The organism is Variovorax sp. CCNWLW225, assembly GCF_037204045.1.
Classification (GTDB): Bacteria; Pseudomonadota; Gammaproteobacteria; order Burkholderiales; family Burkholderiaceae_C; genus Variovorax.
Genome location: NZ_JBBCBV010000021.1, coordinates 13,162 through 31,429 on the forward strand (window position 1 = coordinate 13,162; position 18,268 = coordinate 31,429).

18 protein-coding genes are annotated in these 18,268 nt (G+C 66.7%); 5 read left to right on the forward strand and 13 right to left on the reverse strand.

All coding sequences use genetic code 11. The features are described 5' to 3' along the window. Nucleotides 1-6: 6 nt before the first annotated feature. The 11 genes from V9L20_RS23705 to V9L20_RS23755 all read right to left on the reverse strand — a co-directional run bounded on the left by V9L20_RS23705 (nt 7) and on the right by V9L20_RS23755 (nt 8,973). Nucleotides 7-2,001 carry an AsmA family protein gene (locus V9L20_RS23705; protein ID WP_443098625.1) on the reverse strand — a complete coding sequence of 665 codons (1,995 nt, stop codon included), beginning with the start codon at nt 1,999-2,001 and terminating at the stop codon, nt 7-9. A 21-nt stretch (nt 2,002-2,022) separates the two neighbouring features. Continuing rightward, nucleotides 2,023-2,268, reverse strand: a complete 246-nt coding sequence (locus V9L20_RS23710; RefSeq protein WP_126747001.1) for a GlsB/YeaQ/YmgE family stress response membrane protein — start codon at nt 2,266-2,268, stop codon at nt 2,023-2,025. 129 nt (nt 2,269-2,397) lie between these two features. Then, nucleotides 2,398-2,844 (reverse strand): universal stress protein, encoded by a 447-nt coding sequence (locus V9L20_RS23715; RefSeq protein WP_337298470.1) that lies wholly within the window; start codon nt 2,842-2,844, stop codon nt 2,398-2,400. Nucleotides 2,845-2,982: 138 nt separating this feature from the next. Further along, a complete protein-coding gene (locus tag V9L20_RS23720; RefSeq protein WP_258502172.1) occupies nt 2,983-3,483 on the reverse strand; it encodes a pyridoxamine 5'-phosphate oxidase family protein in 501 nt (166 codons plus the stop codon). 175 nt (nt 3,484-3,658) lie between these two features. Next, nucleotides 3,659-4,309: an urease accessory protein UreG gene (gene ureG / locus V9L20_RS23725; protein WP_258502171.1), complete on the reverse strand. Its 651-nt coding sequence runs from the start codon at nt 4,307-4,309 to the stop codon at nt 3,659-3,661. A gap of 18 nt (nt 4,310-4,327) precedes the next feature. After that, nucleotides 4,328-4,999 (reverse strand): urease accessory protein UreF, encoded by a 672-nt coding sequence (locus V9L20_RS23730; protein WP_337298471.1) that lies wholly within the window; start codon nt 4,997-4,999, stop codon nt 4,328-4,330. 296 nt (nt 5,000-5,295) lie between these two features. Further along, nucleotides 5,296-5,862, reverse strand: a complete 567-nt coding sequence (ureE, locus tag V9L20_RS23735; RefSeq protein ID WP_337298472.1) for an urease accessory protein UreE — start codon at nt 5,860-5,862, stop codon at nt 5,296-5,298. A gap of 109 nt (nt 5,863-5,971) precedes the next feature. After that, nucleotides 5,972-7,714 (reverse strand): urease subunit alpha, encoded by a 1,743-nt coding sequence (ureC, locus tag V9L20_RS23740; protein WP_337298473.1) that lies wholly within the window; start codon nt 7,712-7,714, stop codon nt 5,972-5,974. Between the two features lie 3 nt (nt 7,715-7,717). Beyond that, a complete protein-coding gene (locus V9L20_RS23745; RefSeq protein WP_157615575.1) occupies nt 7,718-8,023 on the reverse strand; it encodes an urease subunit beta in 306 nt (101 codons plus the stop codon). Between the two features lie 19 nt (nt 8,024-8,042). Continuing rightward, on the reverse strand, nt 8,043-8,642 hold the full coding sequence (locus V9L20_RS23750) for a HupE/UreJ family protein (protein WP_337298474.1): 600 nt from the start codon (nt 8,640-8,642) through the stop codon (nt 8,043-8,045). A 28-nt stretch (nt 8,643-8,670) separates the two neighbouring features. Then, the gene (locus tag V9L20_RS23755) at nt 8,671-8,973 is read right to left on the reverse strand and encodes an urease subunit gamma (RefSeq protein WP_015867014.1); all 303 of its coding nucleotides are present in this window, start codon (nt 8,971-8,973) and stop codon (nt 8,671-8,673) included. A gap of 92 nt (nt 8,974-9,065) precedes the next feature. Here V9L20_RS23755 and V9L20_RS23760 point away from each other — a divergent pair, with 92 nt between their 5' ends. The 3 genes from V9L20_RS23760 (at nt 9,066) to V9L20_RS23770 (ending at nt 14,547) form a co-directional block, all read left to right on the forward strand. Beyond that, the gene (locus V9L20_RS23760; RefSeq protein ID WP_337298475.1) at nt 9,066-12,707 is read left to right on the forward strand and encodes an ATP-binding protein; all 3,642 of its coding nucleotides are present in this window, start codon (nt 9,066-9,068) and stop codon (nt 12,705-12,707) included. 24 nt (nt 12,708-12,731) lie between these two features. Further along, nucleotides 12,732-13,754 (forward strand): response regulator transcription factor, encoded by a 1,023-nt coding sequence (locus V9L20_RS23765; protein WP_337298476.1) that lies wholly within the window; start codon nt 12,732-12,734, stop codon nt 13,752-13,754. A 79-nt stretch (nt 13,755-13,833) separates the two neighbouring features. Then, complete coding sequence (locus V9L20_RS23770) at nt 13,834-14,547, forward strand: hypothetical protein (protein WP_337298477.1); 714 nt, start codon at nt 13,834-13,836, stop codon at nt 14,545-14,547. 14 nt (nt 14,548-14,561) lie between these two features. On the opposite strand, the gene V9L20_RS23775 is transcribed toward V9L20_RS23770, so the two are convergent. After that, a complete protein-coding gene (locus tag V9L20_RS23775; protein WP_337298478.1) occupies nt 14,562-15,482 on the reverse strand; it encodes a LysR substrate-binding domain-containing protein in 921 nt (306 codons plus the stop codon). Between the two features lie 98 nt (nt 15,483-15,580). Between V9L20_RS23775 and V9L20_RS23780 the strand changes: the two genes are divergently transcribed. Next, nucleotides 15,581-16,792, forward strand: a complete 1,212-nt coding sequence (locus V9L20_RS23780; RefSeq protein WP_337298479.1) for a pyridoxal-phosphate dependent enzyme — start codon at nt 15,581-15,583, stop codon at nt 16,790-16,792. A 30-nt stretch (nt 16,793-16,822) separates the two neighbouring features. Beyond that, the gene (locus tag V9L20_RS23785) at nt 16,823-17,806 is read left to right on the forward strand and encodes a Bug family tripartite tricarboxylate transporter substrate binding protein (protein ID WP_337298480.1); all 984 of its coding nucleotides are present in this window, start codon (nt 16,823-16,825) and stop codon (nt 17,804-17,806) included. Nucleotides 17,807-17,860: 54 nt separating this feature from the next. On the opposite strand, the gene V9L20_RS23790 is transcribed toward V9L20_RS23785, so the two are convergent. After that, nucleotides 17,861-18,169, reverse strand: coding sequence for a hypothetical protein (locus tag V9L20_RS23790; protein ID WP_126746989.1), 309 nt, complete (start codon nt 18,167-18,169; stop codon nt 17,861-17,863). Between the last annotated feature and the right edge of the window lie 99 nt (nt 18,170-18,268).

The window sequence follows — 18,268 nt, forward strand, 5'->3', positions numbered from 1 at the left end:
GCGCTGTCAGCGCGACGGGGCCTTTGCAACGGGTGCCTGCGGCTTCTTCGTTGCAGCGGCCTCCAGCGGCGCACAGCCTGCAAACTCCTCGGCCCCCACGTTCAGCAGCGGCAGCAATGCAGCGGCGGGGGCCACGGCACCCAGCGCAATTGCGGCACCCAGCTTGAGCGCAACCGCGCCCTTGTCGACGCCGACATCGGGGTTCTTGAACGTGCCTTTCACATAAAGGGGCGAGCGCAGCGAGAGCACGCGCAGCGCCTTGTTCCGCGGCTGGATCTCCAGTGCCAGCTGCTCGCTGGACAAGTTGATTTGCCCTGTCACGTTGATGATCGATTCATCGGTGTCCAGCACAAACGAGCGCGTTTGCATCACGCCCTGCGTGACCTTGAAGTCGCTTGCCAGGCAGTTCAGCTGAACCTGCTTGTCGCCGAAGATCTGGGTTGCCACCACGTTGCCGATGTTCAGCCCCATGGCTTCGAGCAGAAACTTGCTCATGGTGCCCTTGCTGACCAGCGCCTTCACTTCTCCGTTCGACGTGCCCAGCAAGCTCGCAATCGAGTTGCCGACCGCGGACAATGCCGCATCGCCGCCGACTTCACCGAGGCTGGCCTGCATGGTGTTCAGCGTTGGAAAAAGCTCCTTGATCTTCAGGCGGCGCGCCGAAAACCGCACATCCGCGCGAATCGGGTTTTGCCTGCCGTCGAGCTTCACGGTGGCGGCCAGGGTGCCGCCCGCCACGCCAAAACTCAGCGGCGTGAGCGACAGCACGCTGTCTTTCAGATGCAAATCCGCCACCAGGCTGTCGATGGGCAGGTCCTTGGCGTGGATGATCTTGCGGCCGGCAAATTTCACGTCTGCGTCGATGCTGCCCCAGCTTGCCGTGTCGAACTTTTCCACCGGCAGCACCTTGTCCGTCGGCTGGACGGCGGCGGCACCCCGCTTGGCTTTGCTGGCGTTGGAGTCCGCGCCGATCAGCGGTGCCAGGTCTTCGAGCCGCAACTGGTTGGATTGCACCTGCCCGCGCAGCAAAGGCCGCGGCTGCTGTGAGATGTATTCGAGCGTGCCGCCAATGTCGCTTTCACCCACGCTGCCCTTGAAATGTTCGTACAGCCATCGTCCACCGGCCTTGTCGAGTTTGCCGACGAGGTGGCCTTCGGTGCTGAAGGGCGGCGTGTTGGGCAGGGTGATGCCGGTGATCGGGTACAGGTGCGCCATGCTCGCGCCCGAAAGCTTCAGCCGCAGGTCCAGCGCCGCGAGCGCATCGGGCTTGGTCAAAGTGCCTGCGATGTCGATGCGCGTGGTGCCGATCTGCACGCCTGCCTGCAGCGGGTAGGGCTTCTTGTCCTGCTGCAGCGAAAGCACCGCGCCAGCCCGGCCGCTGCCGTGCAGCGGAGTCTGGCGAAACGTGCCGCCGAGTTTCCAGCCGATGCCATAGCCCTCCGCGGTTTCGCGCGGCAGGCTTTCGACATCGATCTTGAGATTGAGCTTTGCCTGCGCATCGGCAAGCTTCACGGTGCCGTGGTTCAGCACCAGCCGCTGCAGGTCGAGCTTCCAGGCCGACGGCGCCGTGTTGTCGGAGGCCAGCGTCCAGTTGTTCTTGCCGTCTGCGGTGCGTTCCAGCGAAAGAACGGGGCCCGCGAGTTCCAGCGTGGGGATGCGGATCGTGTGATCCAGCAGCGAGAGCGGGTTCAGCGAGAAAGTCAGCTGCTTGATTTCTGCCAGGTGCGGGCCGGTCTTGCTCCAGTCTGCATTGCCCAGGGTGATGTCGTGCGCGCTCAGCCTCGGCCAGGGCACCCAGCGGCGCCAGCCTGTTTCAGTCTCGGGGTTGTTCCACTGCAAGACCAGGTCGCCGCGTATGGCAAACGGGCGCCCGGTCGCTTCGCTCACGCGTTGGTTGATCCATGGCCGCGCACGATTCCAGTCAAGGCTCAGGACAAGTGCGATGCCAGTGGCCGCCAGGCCCAGAAGGAGAAGCAGGGTCCAGGCGGCAACGCGTGGGATTTTTGATTTCAATAGAAAACGCTATGCGCGCTTGATCAGGCGAACGATGAACAGGAGCACCACGGCACCGACGGTGGCAACGATCAGGCTGCCGACAAGGCCGCCACCCATCGACACGCCGAACGTGCTGAACAAAAAGCCTCCAAGAAAAGCACCGATCACACCCACGATGAGATCGCCCACCAAGCCGAAGCCGCCACCCTTGACCAGAATGCCGGCCAGCCAGCCGGCGACCAGGCCCACAACCAGAAACCACAAAAGACTCATTACCTACTCCCTTGATCGGCCAGGATTGGCCTTGGAGCGGCAAGGGTAGCAGCGGTGCAGGCAATGGCCCGGAAACGATCAAGTCGAACTGTGAACTTGTGCTTTGTTGCCGAAAAATCGCAATCGCCTCTATCGCAGCACAAGCACCGGAATGTGCGAATGCGTCAGCACATGCAGAGTTTCGCTGCCCATCAGCAGGCGCGCAAGGCTGCGCCGGCCGTGCGAGGCCATCACGATCAGGTCGCATTGCTGGTTCTTGGCCGTCGAGATGATGGCCTCGGCCACCTGGTTGGACTTGGTCACAATGGCTTGCGCGCTGCGAACGCCCTTGGCCGCCGCGGTGGTCCGCACCGTATCGACGAGGCGCTGGGCGTCGTTGTCCACCTGTTCCTGCGAGGCTTCGATTTCGCGCTGGTTCATCACCATCGAGCCTTCGAAGTAGCCATAGGGCAGCAGGTGCGTAACGGTCACGCTCACCAGTTCGGCCCGCGCCAGCAAGGCCAGGTCGATGGCGGCATCGACCGCTTTGTCGGAGAGTGAAGAGCCATCGGTTGCGACGAGGATGCGCTTGTACATGGCCTGCTCCTTGGCCCCCGGCACTGCGGGTGCCTTCACAGTCCAGTCTAGTACCCGGCAAGCGGGCCTGCAAGCCAGGGAGCTGGGCGGCAGCCTCTAATCGCAAGCGACGGAACAGCGATGCTCCTTCGCCCGTTCTCAGCCGATATCCAGCTTCTTGTGTTCGCCCAGCGACGGCGGCTGATCGCCGGTGATGGCCGCCTTGGCCATCTTCAGCAACTGCACCATCTTGCTTTCCTTCACGTCCCAGTATTCGGCGCCGATGATTTCGACTGCAAGCAATGCCAGGTTCGGATCGGTCGCACCGCCGGGAAACCAGGCCTTGGCTGCGGGGTTGAAAAGAGCTTCCTTCTTGGCCTGGTCTTCCCGCAGCGTGGCGCGGCCGGTCACGGACACATAGCTGTCGGCGTCGGTGTTGGCGTAGGCGATGTTCACGCTGGGGTCGCTTGCCACATGGCGCGCAATGTCGCCATTCTTGGGCACGAAGAAGTAGAGCGTCGAGCCTTCTTCGATGTTCTTGCTCTGCGTGGTGAGCGGATGGCTGTGCAGCTGGCCGTCGGCGTGGCGATGGGTCAGCATGCCGTAGCGGGTGTCCTTGATCAGGTCCCAGAGCTTGGCGTGTTCGTCGGTGGTGGTCATGGCTTGGTTGCTCTCCGTTGTTCGTTCGCGGGGTTCGCGTGGTTCGAAAATAGAAAGCACCACCGTAGGCGGCCGAAAGCCGGCGCCATGAGGAAGTTGGGCGCATGCGCGTGTCATCCGATGCCGACGCAAGGCGCGGCCCGGAATGGCACAGATGCGCGAATGCCGAAGGGGCTCAGGCGGCTGTGAGCATGCCGCGCTTCTCGATGAAGGCGACCACTTCGGCCACGCCGGTATGCGTCTTGAGGTTGGTCATCACGTAGGGCCGCTGGCGGCGCATGCGCTGCGTGTCCTGCTCCATCACGTCGAGGTTCGCGCCCACGTACGGCGCCAGGTCGGTCTTGTTGATGACGAACAGGTCGCTCTTGGTGATGCCGGGGCCGCCCTTGCGCGGAATCTTCTCGCCAGCCGCCACGTCGATCACGTAGATCGTCAGGTCGGACAACTCGGGGCTGAAGGTGGCCGCGAGGTTGTCGCCGCCCGATTCGACGAACACCACGTCGGCATCGGGAAAGTCCTCGAGCATGCGGTCGATGGCCTCGAGGTTGATCGACGCGTCTTCGCGGATGGCGGTGTGCGGGCAGCCGCCGGTCTCCACGCCCATGATGCGCTCGGCGGGCAAGGCGCCGGACACGGTGAGCAGGCGCTGGTCTTCCTTGGTGTAGATGTCGTTGGTGATGGCGACCAGGTCGTACTTGTCGCGCATCGCCTTGCAGAGCATTTCGAGCAGCGTGGTCTTGCCCGAGCCGACCGGGCCGCCAATGCCCACGCGCAGCGGCGGCAGTTTCTTGGTGCGATGGGGAATGTGGTGCAGGGCGGAGGTCATGGCAAAGGTCCGGTTCGGTCAGCTTCTGAAGAGGCGCGAGTATTGTGTTTCATGGCGTGCCGACAACACGGCCAAAAGGGGGGCAAAGGCTTGGCGTTCGTGGTCGCCGAGCTGCATGGCACGTTCGACGGCGGCGGGAATTTCGTTCGAAAGGCGGGCAAGGATGCGCTGGCCCGCGCTCTGGCCGAGCGGCACGGCCTTGACTGCCGCTGCGACCATGTTCTCGGCCCAGCCGAAGGCGAAGGCAAGGCAGCCGTCGTGCACCGAAGCCCCGGTCCGGCTTGCGGCAAAAGCAAACGCGACGGGGTAGCTCGCGGGCAGGTCGGCAAAAACGGCGGCGGTGTCGTCGTGGTGCAGCTTGAGCCATTCGACGAAGGAGCGGCCCATCTGTTCGGTCTGCAAGAAGAACTCGGCTGATTCGCGGGTGGTCATGACCCACTCGTTCAGTTGACGGATGCGTGCTGCATCGCCTTCGCGCCAGGCGGGTATGGCTTGCGCTACCAGTGCAAGGTCGCCGCGAGCGAAGCTCAGGTAAAGCTGGTCGGAGAGCCACTCGATGGCTTTGACTTCCGAATCGATGCCAGCCCATTCGACGGCTGCTTCGACACCCTCGGAATAGGAGAAGCCGCCCACGGGGAGGGCCGGGGATGCTAGCCAGATGAGCTGCAGGAGGCTTTGTGCGTCGGGCATGTCAGCTGTTCGTTTGGCGCTGCTTGGTGGCGCGCCGCTGTTCAGGGCGGGCGCACAGGCCACCGGGTACTCCCCTCCGCGAATGTCCCCCGCCTTCGGCTCCTCCTTTATTTCGCTGCGCGGAGCACCCGATGCCCTGTGCACATGGACGCGCTGCTGGTGAACAGCCGATCAACGACCGCCGTTCATCACGCACACGTCGATGGGGTGCCTTGCGCAGCGAAATAAAGGAGGAGGCCGTAGGCCGGGGGACATTCGCGGAGAAAGGTACCCCGTCGGCGGGTGCGCGCCCCGAATCAGCCATGGTCATCGAGCAGCTCAGGTGCAAGCACCAGCGGCTTCGGACCCTTGGAATGCGAATGACCATGATCATGCGAATGGTCATGGGCACCACCATGCGAATGCTCATGCGACCCATAGGCGCCGCCCTCCGGTTCGAACGCTTCCTCGACCGCAACGACGATGAGGTGCATCGATCGCAGCATGTCGGCGAGCACATGGTCGGGCTCGATCTTCAGGTGGTCGGGCTTGAGCTCGATCGGCACATGCCGGTTGCCCAGGTGATAGGCCGCGCGCGTCAGGTCGAACGGCGTGCCGTGAGCCGTGCAATGCGTGATGCGCAGCACCGGCTGCGGCGCGGCGATCACGCGGACCAGCGAGCCGTCCTCGGCCACCAGCACGTCGCCGCCGCGCACTGCGGTGCCGCGCGGCAGGAACACGCCGATCTGCCGGCCCTGCGAATCGGTGGCGTCGAAGCGGCTTTTCTGGCGCACGTCCCAGTCGAGTTCGATGGTGGCGGCGCGCTTCAGCAGCACGGGCGCAAGGCCGCGGCCCTGGGGCATGAGTTTGTTGGCGGTGAGCATGGTGCGAATGGAACGCCAAAGGCGTGAAACGACAGGATGGATACCCTTGAGGATACGCAGCCTGTCAAGCGGGCGCCGGGCCTCTTGTGCAAGACCCTGAGCGCTCCGCTCAGAACAGGAAATAGCGCTGCGTCAGAGGCAGTTGCACCGCCGGGTCGCAGGTCAGCAGGTGCCCGTCGGCGCGCACCGCATAGGTCTGCGCGTCGATTTCCATCTTCGGCGCGTAGCTGTTGTGGATCAGGTCCTTCTTGCGCACGTTGCGGATGTTTTTTACCGCGCTGAGATGCTTGGCCAGGCCGTAGCGCTCCTTGATACCCGCGGCCAAGCCGGCCTGCGAGACGAAGGTCAGCGAGCTTTTGGCGAGCGAGCCGCCGTAGCTGCCGAACATCGGGCGGTAGTGCACCGGCTGCGGCGTGGGAATGGACGCGTTGGGGTCGCCCATGGCGGCCATGGCGATGGTGCCGCCCTTGATGAGCGTGAAGGGCTTCACGCCGAAGAAAGCGGGCTTCCAGATGACGATGTCGGCCCACTTGCCCACTTCGAGCGAGCCCACCTCGTGCGCGATGCCGTGCGCAATGGCGGGGTTGATCGTGTACTTGGCCACGTAGCGCTTGGCGCGGAAGTTGTCGTTGCGCTCGTTGTCTTCCGGCAGCTTGCCGCGCTGCAGCTTCATCTTGTGCGCCGTCTGCCAGCAGCGCAGCACCACCTCGCCGACGCGGCCCATGGCCTGGCTGTCGGAACTGAACATGCTGATGGCGCCCAGGTCGTGCAGCACGTCTTCGGCCGCAATGGTTTCCTTGCGGATGCGCGACTCGGCAAAGGCCAGGTCCTCGGCAATGCCGGCGTCCAGGTGGTGGCACACCATGAGCATGTCGACGTGTTCGTCGAGCGTGTTCACGGTGTAGGGCATGGTGGGGTTGGTGGAAGAGGGGAGGAAGTTCTCTTCGCCCACCACGCGCAGGATGTCCGGCGCATGCCCGCCGCCCGCGCCTTCGGTGTGAAAGGCGCAGATCGAACGGCCGCCCACGGCGGCAATGGTGTTCTCGACAAAGCCCGATTCGTTGAGCGTGTCGCTGTGGATCGCCACCTGCGTGTCGGTGGCGTCGGCCACGTCCAGGCAGTTGCTGATGGCCGAGGGCGTGGTGCCCCAGTCTTCGTGGAGCTTCAGGCCTATGACGCCGGCGTCGATCTGCTCGTGCAGTGCATCGGGCAGGCTGGCGTTGCCCTTGCCCAGGAAGCCCAGGTTCATCGGAAACGCATCGGCCGCCTGCAGCATGCGCTCGATGTGCCAGGGACCGGGGGTGGCGGTGGTCGCGAAAGTGCCGGTGGCCGGGCCGGTGCCGCCGCCCAGCATGGTGGTGACGCCGGAAGCCAGCGCTTCCTCGATCTGCTGCGGGCAGATGAAGTGAATGTGGCTGTCGATGCCCCCCGCAGTGACGATGTTGCCTTCGCAGCTGATGATCTCGGTGCCCGGGCCGATGACGATGTCCACGCCCGGTTGCACGTCGGGGTTGCCGGCCTTGCCGATGGCAGCAATGCGGCCGCCCTTCAGGCCGATGTCGGCTTTAACGATGCCCCAGTGGTCGAGGATCAGCGCATTGGTTAGCACGGTGTCGACGGCGCCGCCGGCGGTTGGTCCGCTGCCTTTGCCGTCGCGCGTGCGCTGCGACTGCGCCATGCCGTCGCGAATGGTCTTGCCGCCGCCGAACTTGACTTCTTCGCCGTAGCCGCCGGCGCGCAGCGTGTAGTCGGCTTCCACCTCGATCAGCAGGTCGGTGTCCGCAAGACGTACCCGGTCGCCCACGGTCGGGCCGAATATCTCGGCGTACGCACGCCTTCCAATCGTTGCCATGGCTTAGAGCTTTCCTTGAACGAGGCCGCGAAAGCCGTAGACGACGCGGTCGCCCGAAAAATCGACCAGTTCGACCGTGCGCTGCTGGCCCGGCTCGAATCGCACCGCCGCGCCCGAGGCGATGTTCAGCCGCATGCCGCGCGCGGCCTCGCGGTCGAAGCCGAGCGCGCCGTTGGTCTCGGCAAAGTGATAGTGCGAGCCGACCTGGATCGGCCGGTCGGCGGTGTTCTGCACCACCAGCGTGAGCGTGCGGCGACCGGGGTTGAGCGTGTGCTCGCCCTCGTCGGTGATGAATTCTCCGGGAATCATGGTGTCGCGGCGCCTGTGATCAGACCGCCTGCGAGAGCAGCGTCGCGCCCAGCGCCACCACCGCGGCGCCTGCGACCCGCGGCAGCCAGACATTGGCATGGCGCAGCGCCCAGCCGAGCCCGATGCCTGCGAGGTGCAGCAGCACGGTCGCGCCCACCATGCCGGCCAGCGTCAATGCCGCGCCCTGTTCGCTCGCGAGTTCCTGGCCGTGCGCCACGCCGTGGAAGATGGCGAACACGCCCACCACCGCCGCGGCTGCCGCGGCCGGCAGGTGGGTGCGCGTTGCAACCAGCAGGCCCAGCACCAGCAGCGAGGCCGCGATCATCGGTTCGACCGCCGGCAACTGCACGCCCGCCAGCCCCATCAGCGCGCCGGCCAGCAGCATGCCCGCGAAAGCCAGCGGTGCCCACAGCAGATCGGGCCAGGCGCGGCGCGCCGCCAACGCGCTCCAAAGGCCGACTGCCACCATGGCCGCCAGGTGATCGGCGCCGGTCAGGGGGTGCAGAAAGCCGGTGGTGAAGCCGTGGTGCACGCCGCCGTCGGCGCCGGTATGGGCGCTGGCCGCGAGCGGCAGCAGCATGGCAATGAGGGCAAGAGTCTTGGAAGCGTTGTGGCGCATGACAGGGCTTTCTTGTTCTGGAAAAGAGTCAGACGATGGGTTGGTGGACGGTGACCAGCTTGGTGCCGTCCGGGAAGGTGGCCTCCACCTGGATGTCCGGAATCATCTCGGCGATGCCGTCCATCACGTCGGCGCGGGTGAGCACGGTGCGGCCCTCGCTCATGAGCGCCGCAACGCTCTTTCCGTCGCGCGCGCCTTCCATCACTGCGGCAGAAATCAGCGCGACGGCTTCCGGGTAGTTGAGCTTCAGGCCCCGCGCCTTGCGGCGTTCGGCCAGCAATGCTGCGGTGAAGATCAGCAGCTTGTCTTTTTCGCGCGGGGTCAGTTCCATGAGGGGCGGCGTCGGGTGCGTGGAGGTCGGCCATTATTGGGCAGGCTTCGGCTTTGCAACAGTCGTGCCGCTGTTCGCCAAAAGACGTATGGATGGCACGAAAGCTGCACCGAAACGGTGTGAACCCCGCCGAGACTTCCACCAGCCCCGACGACGCGCCGCAGCGCATCGTCAAGGTGCGGCGCGACTACAACAGCTGGGTGGCGAGCGAAACGCTCGAAGACTACGCGCTGCGCTACACGCCGCAGCGCTTTCGAAAATGGTCTGAATGGCGGGTGGCCAACACGGCGTTTGGCGCGGCGTCGTTCCTCATATTGGAGGCGGTGGGCGCCACGCTGCTGGTGCAATACGGCTTCGCGAATGCGTTCTGGGCCATCGTGGCCACGGGCCTCATCATTTTTCTGGCAGGCGTGCCGATCAGCGTGTATGCGGCCCGCTACGGCGTCGACATGGACCTGCTCACGCGCGGCGCGGGCTTCGGCTACATCGGCTCCACACTCACTTCGCTCATCTACGCGTCGTTCACCTTCATCTTCTTTGCGCTCGAGGCGGCGGTGATGGCCTACGCGCTGGAACTCGCCCTCGGCGTGCCCCCGGTCTGGGGCTACCTGGTGTGCGCGCTGGTGGTGATTCCGCTGGTGACCCACGGGGTATCGGCCATCAGCCGGCTGCAACTCTGGACCCAGCCGCTGTGGCTGGTGATGTTGGTGGTGCCGTTCATCTTCGTGCTGGTGCGCGATCCTGGTGCATTCGCGGGCATCGTGCACTACAACGGTGTCAAGACGGGGGCGAAGGGATTCGATCTGCACCTGTTTGGCGCTGCGCTGACGGTCGGCATTGCCTTGATCACCCAAATGGGGGAGCAGGCCGATTACCTGCGCTTCATGCCCGCGCGCACGGCCGTGAGCGCCCGGCGCTGGTGGGCGGGGGTGCTGGCCGGCGGGCCGGGCTGGGTGGTGCTGGGGGTGCTCAAGATGCTGGGCGGCGCGCTGTTGGCCTACCTGGCCATCACGCACATGGTGCCGGTCGAGCGCGCGGTCGATCCGAACCAGATGTACCTGGCGGCCTACGAGTACGTGTTTCCCAACTACGGCTGGGCCGTGGCCGCGACCGCGCTGTTCGTGGTGATTTCTCAGCTCAAGATCAACGTGACCAACGCCTACGCGGGCTCGCTGGCGTGGAGCAACTTCTTCTCGCGCGTGGCGCACAGCCACCCGGGGCGGGTGGTCTGGGTGGTGTTCAACGCGCTCATCGCCTTCATGCTGATGGAGATGAACGTGTTCGAGGCGCTGGGCGATGTGCTCGGGCTGTTCGCCAATATCGCCATCGCCTGGATGATGGCCGTGGTGGCCGACCTGGTCATCAACAAGCCGCTGGGCCTGTCGCCGCCGGGCATCGAGTTCAAGCGGGCGCACCTGTGGGACATCAACCCCGTGGGCGTGGGTGCGATGGCGCTGGCTTCGCTGCTTTCCATCACCGCGCACCTCGGCGTCTTCGGGCCGCTGGCGCAGGCTTTCTCGGCGCTCATTGCGCTTGGCACGGCGCTCGTTGTTTCGCCGCTGATCGCCTGGGCGACCGGCGGCAAGTACTACCTGGCGCGGGGTTCGATTGGCAATGGCGCGGTCGCCTTTGCCCCGGCCGAGGGCCCGCGCGCGGTTCGCTGGGCGCGCGTCGAGAACGATGTGGACGAGCGCGGCGCCGATGGCAGCTACCAGCGTCTCAAGGTGCAGCACTGCGTGATCTGCGAGCGCGAATACGAGGGGCCGGACATGGCCCATTGCCCCGCCTACCAAGGGGCGATCTGCTCGCTGTGCTGCACGCTCGATGCGCGCTGCGGCGATTTGTGCAAGCCGCACGCGAGCCTTTCGGCGCAGTGGTCGTCGGCGCTGCGCTGGCTGCTGCCGCGCCTCAGCTGGCGTTATCTCGACACGGGGCTCGGGCATTTCCTGCTGCTGATGCTGATCATCGTGCCGGTGCTGGCGGTGGTGTTCGGCGTGCTCTACCAGCAGGAGCTGCGCGCGCTGGGCGAAAGCGCACTGCAGCTCGCATCGCAGTCGGAGCTCGCCGAGGCGCTGGCAGGTGTGCAGCAGTCGTCGCTGCGCTCGGGCTTTCTCAAGGCGTACATGGCGCTGCTGGTGATCGCCGGCGTCGTGGCCTGGTGGCTGGTATTGGCGCACCAGAGCCGCAAGGTAGCGCAGGAAGAATCGAACCGCCAAACGCACTTGCTGATGCGCGAGATCGAGCTGCACCGCGCCACCGACCGCGCGCTGCAGTCGGCCAAGCAGACTGCGGAAGAGGCGCGCGAAGTCGCGGAGCAGGCCAAGCTCGCGGCCGAAGAGGCCCGCCGCGCCGCCGACCAGGCCAACCAGGCCAAGAGCCGCTACATCAGCGCCATCAGCCACGAGCTGCGCACGCCGCTCAACAGCATTCTTGGCTATGCGCAGCTCATGGGCGAAGACGCATCGGTGCCGCCGCACCGGCAGCAGGCGGTGGCGGTGATCAAGCGCGGCGGCGAGCATCTGCTGTCGCTCATCGAAGGCACGCTGGCCATTGCGCACATCGAGGCCGGCAAGCTCACGCTGCATGCCAGGCCGATGCGCTTTGCCGACACCCTGCGCGAGCTGGCCGACATGTTCGAACTGCAGGCGGCCGAGAAGGGCCTGCGCTTCCGCTTCGAGACGACGGGAACCTTGCCCGAGGTGGTACGCGCCGACGAAAAGCGGGTGTGCCAGATTCTCATCAACCTGCTGGGCAACGCGATCAAGTTCACCACCGCGGGCGAGGTGACCCTGCGGCTTTCATACGCACGCGAGTTCGCCTCGGTCGAAATAGAAGACACCGGCCCGGGCATGACGGCCGAAGATATCGAACGCATCTTCGAGCCCTTCACGCGCGGCGATGCGGCCGCGGCCGCAACGCCCGGTGCGGGGCTGGGCCTCACCATCGCGAAGATGCTGACCGACCTGATGGGCGGCGAGATGAAGGTGAGCAGCACGCCCGGGGAGGGCTCGCTGTTCTGCGTGCGGCTCTTCCTGCCGCGCGTGCACGAGACCGCAGGCGCCTTGGGCCGCGCTGCGCCGGCGCAACGCGCGCGGCGCGGCTACGAAGGGCGCCGGCGGCAACTGCTGGTGGTCGACAACGAAGAGGCCGACCGCGACCTGCTCGGCCATGTGCTGGCGCCGCTCGGCTTTGGCCTGCGCACCGCCGCGAGCGGGCACGACGCGCTCGACCTCATCGCAGCCGGCTACCGGCCGGACGCGATGTTCGTCGACCTGGCCATGCCGGGCATCGACGGCTGGGAGACGATCCGCCGTGCGCGCAAGCTGGGCCTGGTCGATGCGCCGGTGGCCATCGTTTCGGCCAATGCCTTCGACAAGGGGCTGGAGAACGACGTGGGCATCGCGCCCGAGGATTTCTTCGTCAAGCCGGTGCGGCACACGGAGCTGCTCGACTGGCTCGAGCGGCGGCTCGGCCTGCAGTGGACGGACACGGCTGCGAAGCCGTTGCCCGCCGCCGTACCCCGCGCCGTGCAGGCGCCTTCGCTTTCGAGGCTGCGCGCACTCGACGAAGCCGTGAGCCTGGGCTACTTTCGCGGCATCATGAACCAGCTCGACGAGATCGATGCCGAAGAGCCCGAATGCAGGGCATGGACCGAGGCGCAGCGCGTGCTGGCCCGCCAGTTCCAGTTCGAGGCCATGGGCCGCGCGCTTGCCGCGGCCGTGAGTGCGGCCTGAAAATTTGCGGCGAACATCGACCCCATGGAAACCACACCGCTTGCGAAAACGTTGCGCGAACAGGGCGCCAACAGCGACCTGGTGCTGATCGTCGACGACGTGCCCGACAACCTCGCGGTGCTGCACGACGCGCTGGACGAATCTGGCTACACGGTGCTCATTGCCACCAACGGCGAACAGGCGCTGCAGCGCGCCGCGCAGGCCCGCCCCGACATCGTGCTGCTCGACGCGATGATGCCGGGCATCGACGGTTTCGAGGTGGCGCGCCGGCTCAAGGCCGATGCTGCGACGGCCCACATTCCCATCGTGTTCATGACCGGGCTCACCGAAACAGAGCACCTGGTGGCCGCGCTCGAAGCGGGCGGGGTCGACTACGTCACCAAGCCGATCAAGCCCAAGGAAGTGCTGGCGCGCATGAACGTGCATCTGCAGGGCGCCCGCCGCGCCCGGCAGGACGCGCGCCAGGCCGGGCAGGCGCGCAATGCGCTCGATGCGTTCGGCTATGCCAGCATTACCGTGCGGCTGCCCGAGGGCCGGCTGATCTGGCAGACGGCGCTCGCGCGCGACTTGCTGCAGCGCTATTGCGACACCCGCGCGCCCGAAACACCGCCCGAGGTGCTCGAGTGGCTACGCCGCCATGCGCCCGACGCGAGGGAGCGGGGCATCGAGCCGCCGGCGCTTTCCATCGTGAAGAGCGCCGGGGCCACCTCAAGCGCAAGCAGTCTCAGCCTTCGCCTGCATCGGCAGACCGGACAGGACGACGATGGCGACGAATGGATGATCGTCATGCGCGAGATTTCGGACACGGGCGTGATCGAGGCCATGAGCCTGAGCCTGAAGCTCACGGCACGCGAGGCCGAGGTGCTTTACTGGGTGGTGAAGGGCAAGACCAACAAGGACATCGGCGAAATTCTCGGCAGCAGCCCTGCCACGGCCAAGAAGCACCTGGAGCGGGTGTACGTGAAGCTCGGCGTCGAAACCCGCACGGCCGCTGCCGGCGTGGCCATCAAACGCATCCGCGAGCTGCAGCCGCAGTTCGAGATCTGAGGCAATCGGCCGGGGCGCTGCCGCGTCACCGCGGCGACTTTCGCCGTCCCTAGAATGCCCGATCCCCGGGATGCAGGCGATGAAGAAGAACAGACTCACAACAACGATTCGACGGCCCCGGCTCGCATGGTTGCCCCTGGCCGCCTGCGCCCTGGCGAGCGCGGGTGCCCAGGCCGCAGGCCATTTCGACGTCGACGATGCTGGCACGCTCGACGCGGGCCGCTGCCAGTACGAAGCCTGGTGGGGCCGTACCGGCCCAGAGCCGGTGACGGTGCTGCACGCTGGCCCGTCCTGCCGTGTCGGGCCCGTCGAGTTGGGGCTGAACATCGAGCGGCTCTCGGTAGAGGGCATGCATTCGGTCACCGTGGGGCCGCAGCTCAAATGGAACTTCTTCGGGCCGGCGGCCGGTGCGCCGCTGAGCGCGGCAATTGCGCTCGGCGCCGTGTTCGACGTGACGCGCGGCGGCCGGGCCGGCGGGCAACTGGTGCTGCCGGTCACCTGGCGCCCGCTGGATCGCCTGCAGTTCCACGCCAACATCGGCGCCGACTGGGCCACGGGCACCGGCGCGCGCACGCCGCGCGGCGGGGTGGCGGCGGAATGGGCGCTCGATGACAAGGTCTCGCTGATTGCAGAGCGCAGCCGCGCATCGGGCGCGTGGACTTCGCGCATAGGCTGGCGCTTCGGCCTCACGCCGCAGATCAGCCTGGACGTGAGTGCTTCGCGCACCGGGGCAGGCTCCCGCGGCGTGAACGGCTTCGTCGTGGGGCTTAACCACGAGTTCGGCTGGAAGTAAGCAGCCCGCGGGGATCAGCGCAGGTAGCGCTGGATGCGTTTTTCGTCTTCCGCCAGTTGCCGCCGCATGAGCGAAAGAAAGTCGCGGGCGGTGGTGGAGAGCGCCTTGCCCGCGGGCATGGCCAGCACGCATGAAAAGAACACGTCGACCGAGAGCCGGCGCACCACGAGGCCGCGTTCGGCGTAGTCGAGCGCGGTGATCGGGTTGACGAGCCCCACGCCCAAGCCGCGCAAAGCCATCTCGCACACGCTGGCCGCGTAGGGCGTTTGCACCATCACCCGGAGCGCGACGCCGCGTTCTGCAAGCGCGGCTTCGAGGCCGCGGTGCGAAGGGTCTTCGGGGTTCAGCGCCAGGAAAGGCACTTGCGCGAGCTGCTCCGGCTCGATGCGCTTGAAGCGCGCCAGTGCATGGCCCTGCGGCATCACGACCACACCGGGAAAGCGCGCGAAGGTCGAATGGTCGATGCCTTCGAGCGACAGTTCGTCGGCCATCAGGCCGAAGTCTGAAATGCCCTTGGCCACGCGGTCGCGCACGTCCTTGGAGCTGAGCACCTGCAACGACACCTGCGGCCACGGGCTGTCGCCGCGCTGCGCCTTCAGGCGCTCCAGCGCACGCGGCATGAAGCCCAGGCCGAAGGCCGGATAGCAGCTGAGCTCGAGCTGGTTGGTGCCGAAGTCGCGCAGGCTGCGCATGCGGTGCTCGATGGCTTCCATGCCGATGAAGACCCGCTCCACCTCCGTCCACAGCACGCGTGCCTCGGGCGTGGGCACCAGCCGGCCCCCGGTGCGCTGGAACAGGACCATGCCGGCCTGCGCCTCGAGCCGCTTGAGCGACTGGCTGATGGCGGGCTGCGTCACATGCAGCAGCGCCGCGGCCTTGCGGGTGGAGCCGGCGCGCATCAGGGCGCGGAAGGTCTCTATTTCGGTGAAGCGCATCGATAAGTTTTCTTATCGCTTGAGTATTCCAAGCTAGATGATTTTATTTGCAGATGCCTAAGATTTAGGCACGACTTCTACCCAAGACCGCCTGACACATGCCCGCGCCCGTAATGCACTTCAAGTTCGCCTCGCCTTCCGAGCCGCCCACCGATTCGCCGGGCACCGCGCGGGCGCGCCCGCCGCAGCCGGTGAGAAACCCTGGCTTGCAGGGCTTTCGTTGCCTGCGCTGCGAGGCTCCTTATCCGCTCACCCTGGCGAACGACGGCTGCCCGGCCTGCCGTGCCACGGGCGTTCATGCCGGCTTGCGTGCCAGCTACCGGCCCGAGAGCGGCGGCCCGCTGCCCATGCCTTACACGCCGGGCTTCACGCTGGGCGAGGGCGGCACGCCGCTGCTGGAGATGCCGGAGCTGGCGCGCGAGTTCGGCGTGGCACGCCTTGCGCTCAAGGACGAATCGTCCAACCCCACCGGCTCGCACAAGGACCGCATGACGGCCGTAGGTGTGGCCCAGGCGCTGGACTTCGGTGCCCACACGCTGGTGCTGGCCTCGTCGGGCAACGCCGCGATCTCCGCGGCGCACTATGCGTGGGCCGCGGGCCTGGGCTGCGAAGTGGCAACCTATGAAGGCCTGCCGGCCGCCTATGCACGGCAGCTCGACGCCCTCGGTGCCCGGCGCTACACCTTTGCAGACAACGCCGGCCGGTGGGCGTTTGTGCGTGAGCGCTCACAACATGCGGGCTATTTCGCGCTGACGAACTACCGCCTGCCCGCATTGGGCAGCGCGCCGCTGGCAATCGAAGGCTACAAGCCCATCGCCCTGGAGTGCCTGAACGAGGGCGGCCTGCCCGATCACATCGTGATTCCGACGGCGCGCGGCGACCTGGCGTGGGGTATCTACGCGGGCTTTCGCGACCTGCTGGCCGCCGGGCGCATTGCGCGCCTGCCGCGACTCTGGCTGGTGGAGCCGTTTGCGCGCCTCTCGCGCGTGCTGGCCGGCGGCGCACTCAATGGCGCGTATCCCGGCCACACCGCGCAGTTTTCCACCGCCGGCTCCACCGTGACCTTTTTGCAGTGGCAGGCGGCCGTCGCCTCCGGGGGAGGCGCGGTGGTGGTCAGCGACGACCAGGCCCGCGCTGCGCGGCAGAAGCTCACGGCGGCCGGCGTGAGTGCCGAGCTCTGCGCCGCGGGCGGGCTGGACGCCGTGCGCCAGTTGCGCGAAGGCGGCGCCATCGCGGGCGATGCCCACGTGGTGCTGATGCTGACCGCCAACGCGTCGCGCGATCCGAGCTGGCCGGACGAGACCGCCTGAGCTCCCTAGTTATCCAAAGGAATCGAAACCATGCAAGCAATGCAACGCCGCGCTTTCCTGGCTGCCGGTTCGGCCGCTCTCTTCGGCGCCACGACGCAGCGCGCCTGGGCGGCCTTTCCCAACAAGCCCATCAAGCTGATCGTGCCGTGGGCGGCGGGCGGGAGCACCGACGCCATTGCGCGCGCCATGGCGCAGCGCATGAGCCAGACGCTCGGCAGCACGGTGATCGTCGACAACCGGCCCGGTGCGGCCGGCCAGATCGGCACCGAGGCGGCGGCCAAGGCCGCGCCCGACGGCTACACGCTGGCCATTGTCGAGTTGCCGCACGCCATTGCGCCGGCAGTGACCGCGCGGTTGCCCTACGACCTACTGCGCGACTTCACGCCGGTAACGATGATCGGCACCTCCCCGCTCGTGTTCTTTGCGGGCATGGACGACGACAGCCGCGACTTCAAGACCTTCATCAAGACGGCTGCTGCCCGGCAGATGCCGCCGGCCATTGCGCACAGCGGAGCCGGCACGGTGAGCCATCTGGCGGCCGAGCTGCTGGCGAGCCGCACCAAGATCAAGTTCAACATGGTTCCGTACCGCGGATCGGCGCCGGCGCTTACCGACGTGGCGGCGGGTACGGTGGGCGGGCACTTCGCAACGCTGGCCAGCGGCTCCAGCTTAATGGGTGCCAACCGGATCCGCCCGCTTTTGGTGACGAGCGCGCAACGGGTGAGCCTTCCGGGGCTCAAGGAGGTGCCCGCGCTGGCGGAAAGCGGACTCAAGGGGATGGAGATCGACCAATGGTGGGCGCTGGTGGCGCCCGCCACCACGCCGCTGGAAGTGATCGAGCGGCTGCGGCGCGAAGCCATCGCTGCGCTGGACCATCCGTCGGTGAGGGAGCGCATGACGTCCCTCGGCGTGCAACTGAAGGGTTCCACCACGGGCGAGTTGCGTGCTTTCATGCGTGCGGAGGCCGAGCGCTGGCAGAAGGTGGCGCACGACATCGGGCTTCAACCGCAATAGAGACTGGCCGGATCGGCGGCCGGGGCCGGAGGCCCGGTCGGCCGCCTTTTTCTTTCAGCGCCCGGATTGCACCTTGATCCGGATCGTGTTTACGTCCCAGCCCCGGTTTCGCAGCCGGGTGACCAGCATGGGCGACAGCTGGCGCAACTTGGCGGCCGCGGCGCTGCCGTTGACCAGCAAGCACCACACATCCCCCTCGGCCGGGCCGGCCTGCACGGCCGGGCGCATGGCCGGCGGGATCAATCCCTCCACGGCCCGCAGCCGGTCGCCAGAGTCGCGCGCGCGCGCAATCAGGCTCGCCAGGGTCGGCGAACCTTCGGCGGCCTGGTGCAGCGTGACGGGCGGGACGGAGCGGCGATTCATGGGTAATCCGGAGGGTGGAACAAGGGCAGCTAAAATGCCCGGTTTGCCGACGCTTGCGCCGGCAGATCCGGTCTGAGCCGCTTGCTTTCGAGGCTTGCA

Excerpts from the sequence above, each read along its gene's own strand:
- V9L20_RS23710 (WP_126747001.1), bottom strand. The coding sequence starts at position 2,268 with ATGAGTCTTTTGTGGTTTCTGGTTGTGGGCCTGGTCGCCGGCTGGCTG.
- V9L20_RS23715 (WP_337298470.1), bottom strand. The coding sequence starts at position 2,844 with ATGTACAAGCGCATCCTCGTCGCAACCGATGGCTCTTCACTCTCCGAC.
- V9L20_RS23720 (WP_258502172.1), bottom strand. The coding sequence starts at position 3,483 with ATGACCACCACCGACGAACACGCCAAGCTCTGGGACCTGATCAAGGAC.
- ureG (WP_258502171.1), bottom strand. The coding sequence starts at position 4,309 with ATGACCTCCGCCCTGCACCACATTCCCCATCGCACCAAGAAACTGCCG.
- V9L20_RS23730 (WP_337298471.1), bottom strand. The coding sequence starts at position 4,999 with ATGCCCGACGCACAAAGCCTCCTGCAGCTCATCTGGCTAGCATCCCCG.
- ureE (WP_337298472.1), bottom strand. The coding sequence starts at position 5,862 with ATGCTCACCGCCAACAAACTCATGCCCCAGGGCCGCGGCCTTGCGCCC.
- ureC (WP_337298473.1), bottom strand. The coding sequence starts at position 7,714 with ATGGCAACGATTGGAAGGCGTGCGTACGCCGAGATATTCGGCCCGACC.
- V9L20_RS23745 (WP_157615575.1), bottom strand. The coding sequence starts at position 8,023 with ATGATTCCCGGAGAATTCATCACCGACGAGGGCGAGCACACGCTCAAC.
- V9L20_RS23750 (WP_337298474.1), bottom strand. The coding sequence starts at position 8,642 with ATGCGCCACAACGCTTCCAAGACTCTTGCCCTCATTGCCATGCTGCTG.
- V9L20_RS23755 (WP_015867014.1), bottom strand. The coding sequence starts at position 8,973 with ATGGAACTGACCCCGCGCGAAAAAGACAAGCTGCTGATCTTCACCGCA.
- V9L20_RS23760 (WP_337298475.1), top strand. The coding sequence starts at position 9,066 with ATGGCACGAAAGCTGCACCGAAACGGTGTGAACCCCGCCGAGACTTCC.
- V9L20_RS23765 (WP_337298476.1), top strand. The coding sequence starts at position 12,732 with ATGGAAACCACACCGCTTGCGAAAACGTTGCGCGAACAGGGCGCCAAC.
- V9L20_RS23770 (WP_337298477.1), top strand. The coding sequence starts at position 13,834 with ATGAAGAAGAACAGACTCACAACAACGATTCGACGGCCCCGGCTCGCA.
- V9L20_RS23775 (WP_337298478.1), bottom strand. The coding sequence starts at position 15,482 with ATGCGCTTCACCGAAATAGAGACCTTCCGCGCCCTGATGCGCGCCGGC.
- V9L20_RS23780 (WP_337298479.1), top strand. The coding sequence starts at position 15,581 with ATGCCCGCGCCCGTAATGCACTTCAAGTTCGCCTCGCCTTCCGAGCCG.
- V9L20_RS23785 (WP_337298480.1), top strand. The coding sequence starts at position 16,823 with ATGCAAGCAATGCAACGCCGCGCTTTCCTGGCTGCCGGTTCGGCCGCT.
- V9L20_RS23790 (WP_126746989.1), bottom strand. The coding sequence starts at position 18,169 with ATGAATCGCCGCTCCGTCCCGCCCGTCACGCTGCACCAGGCCGCCGAA.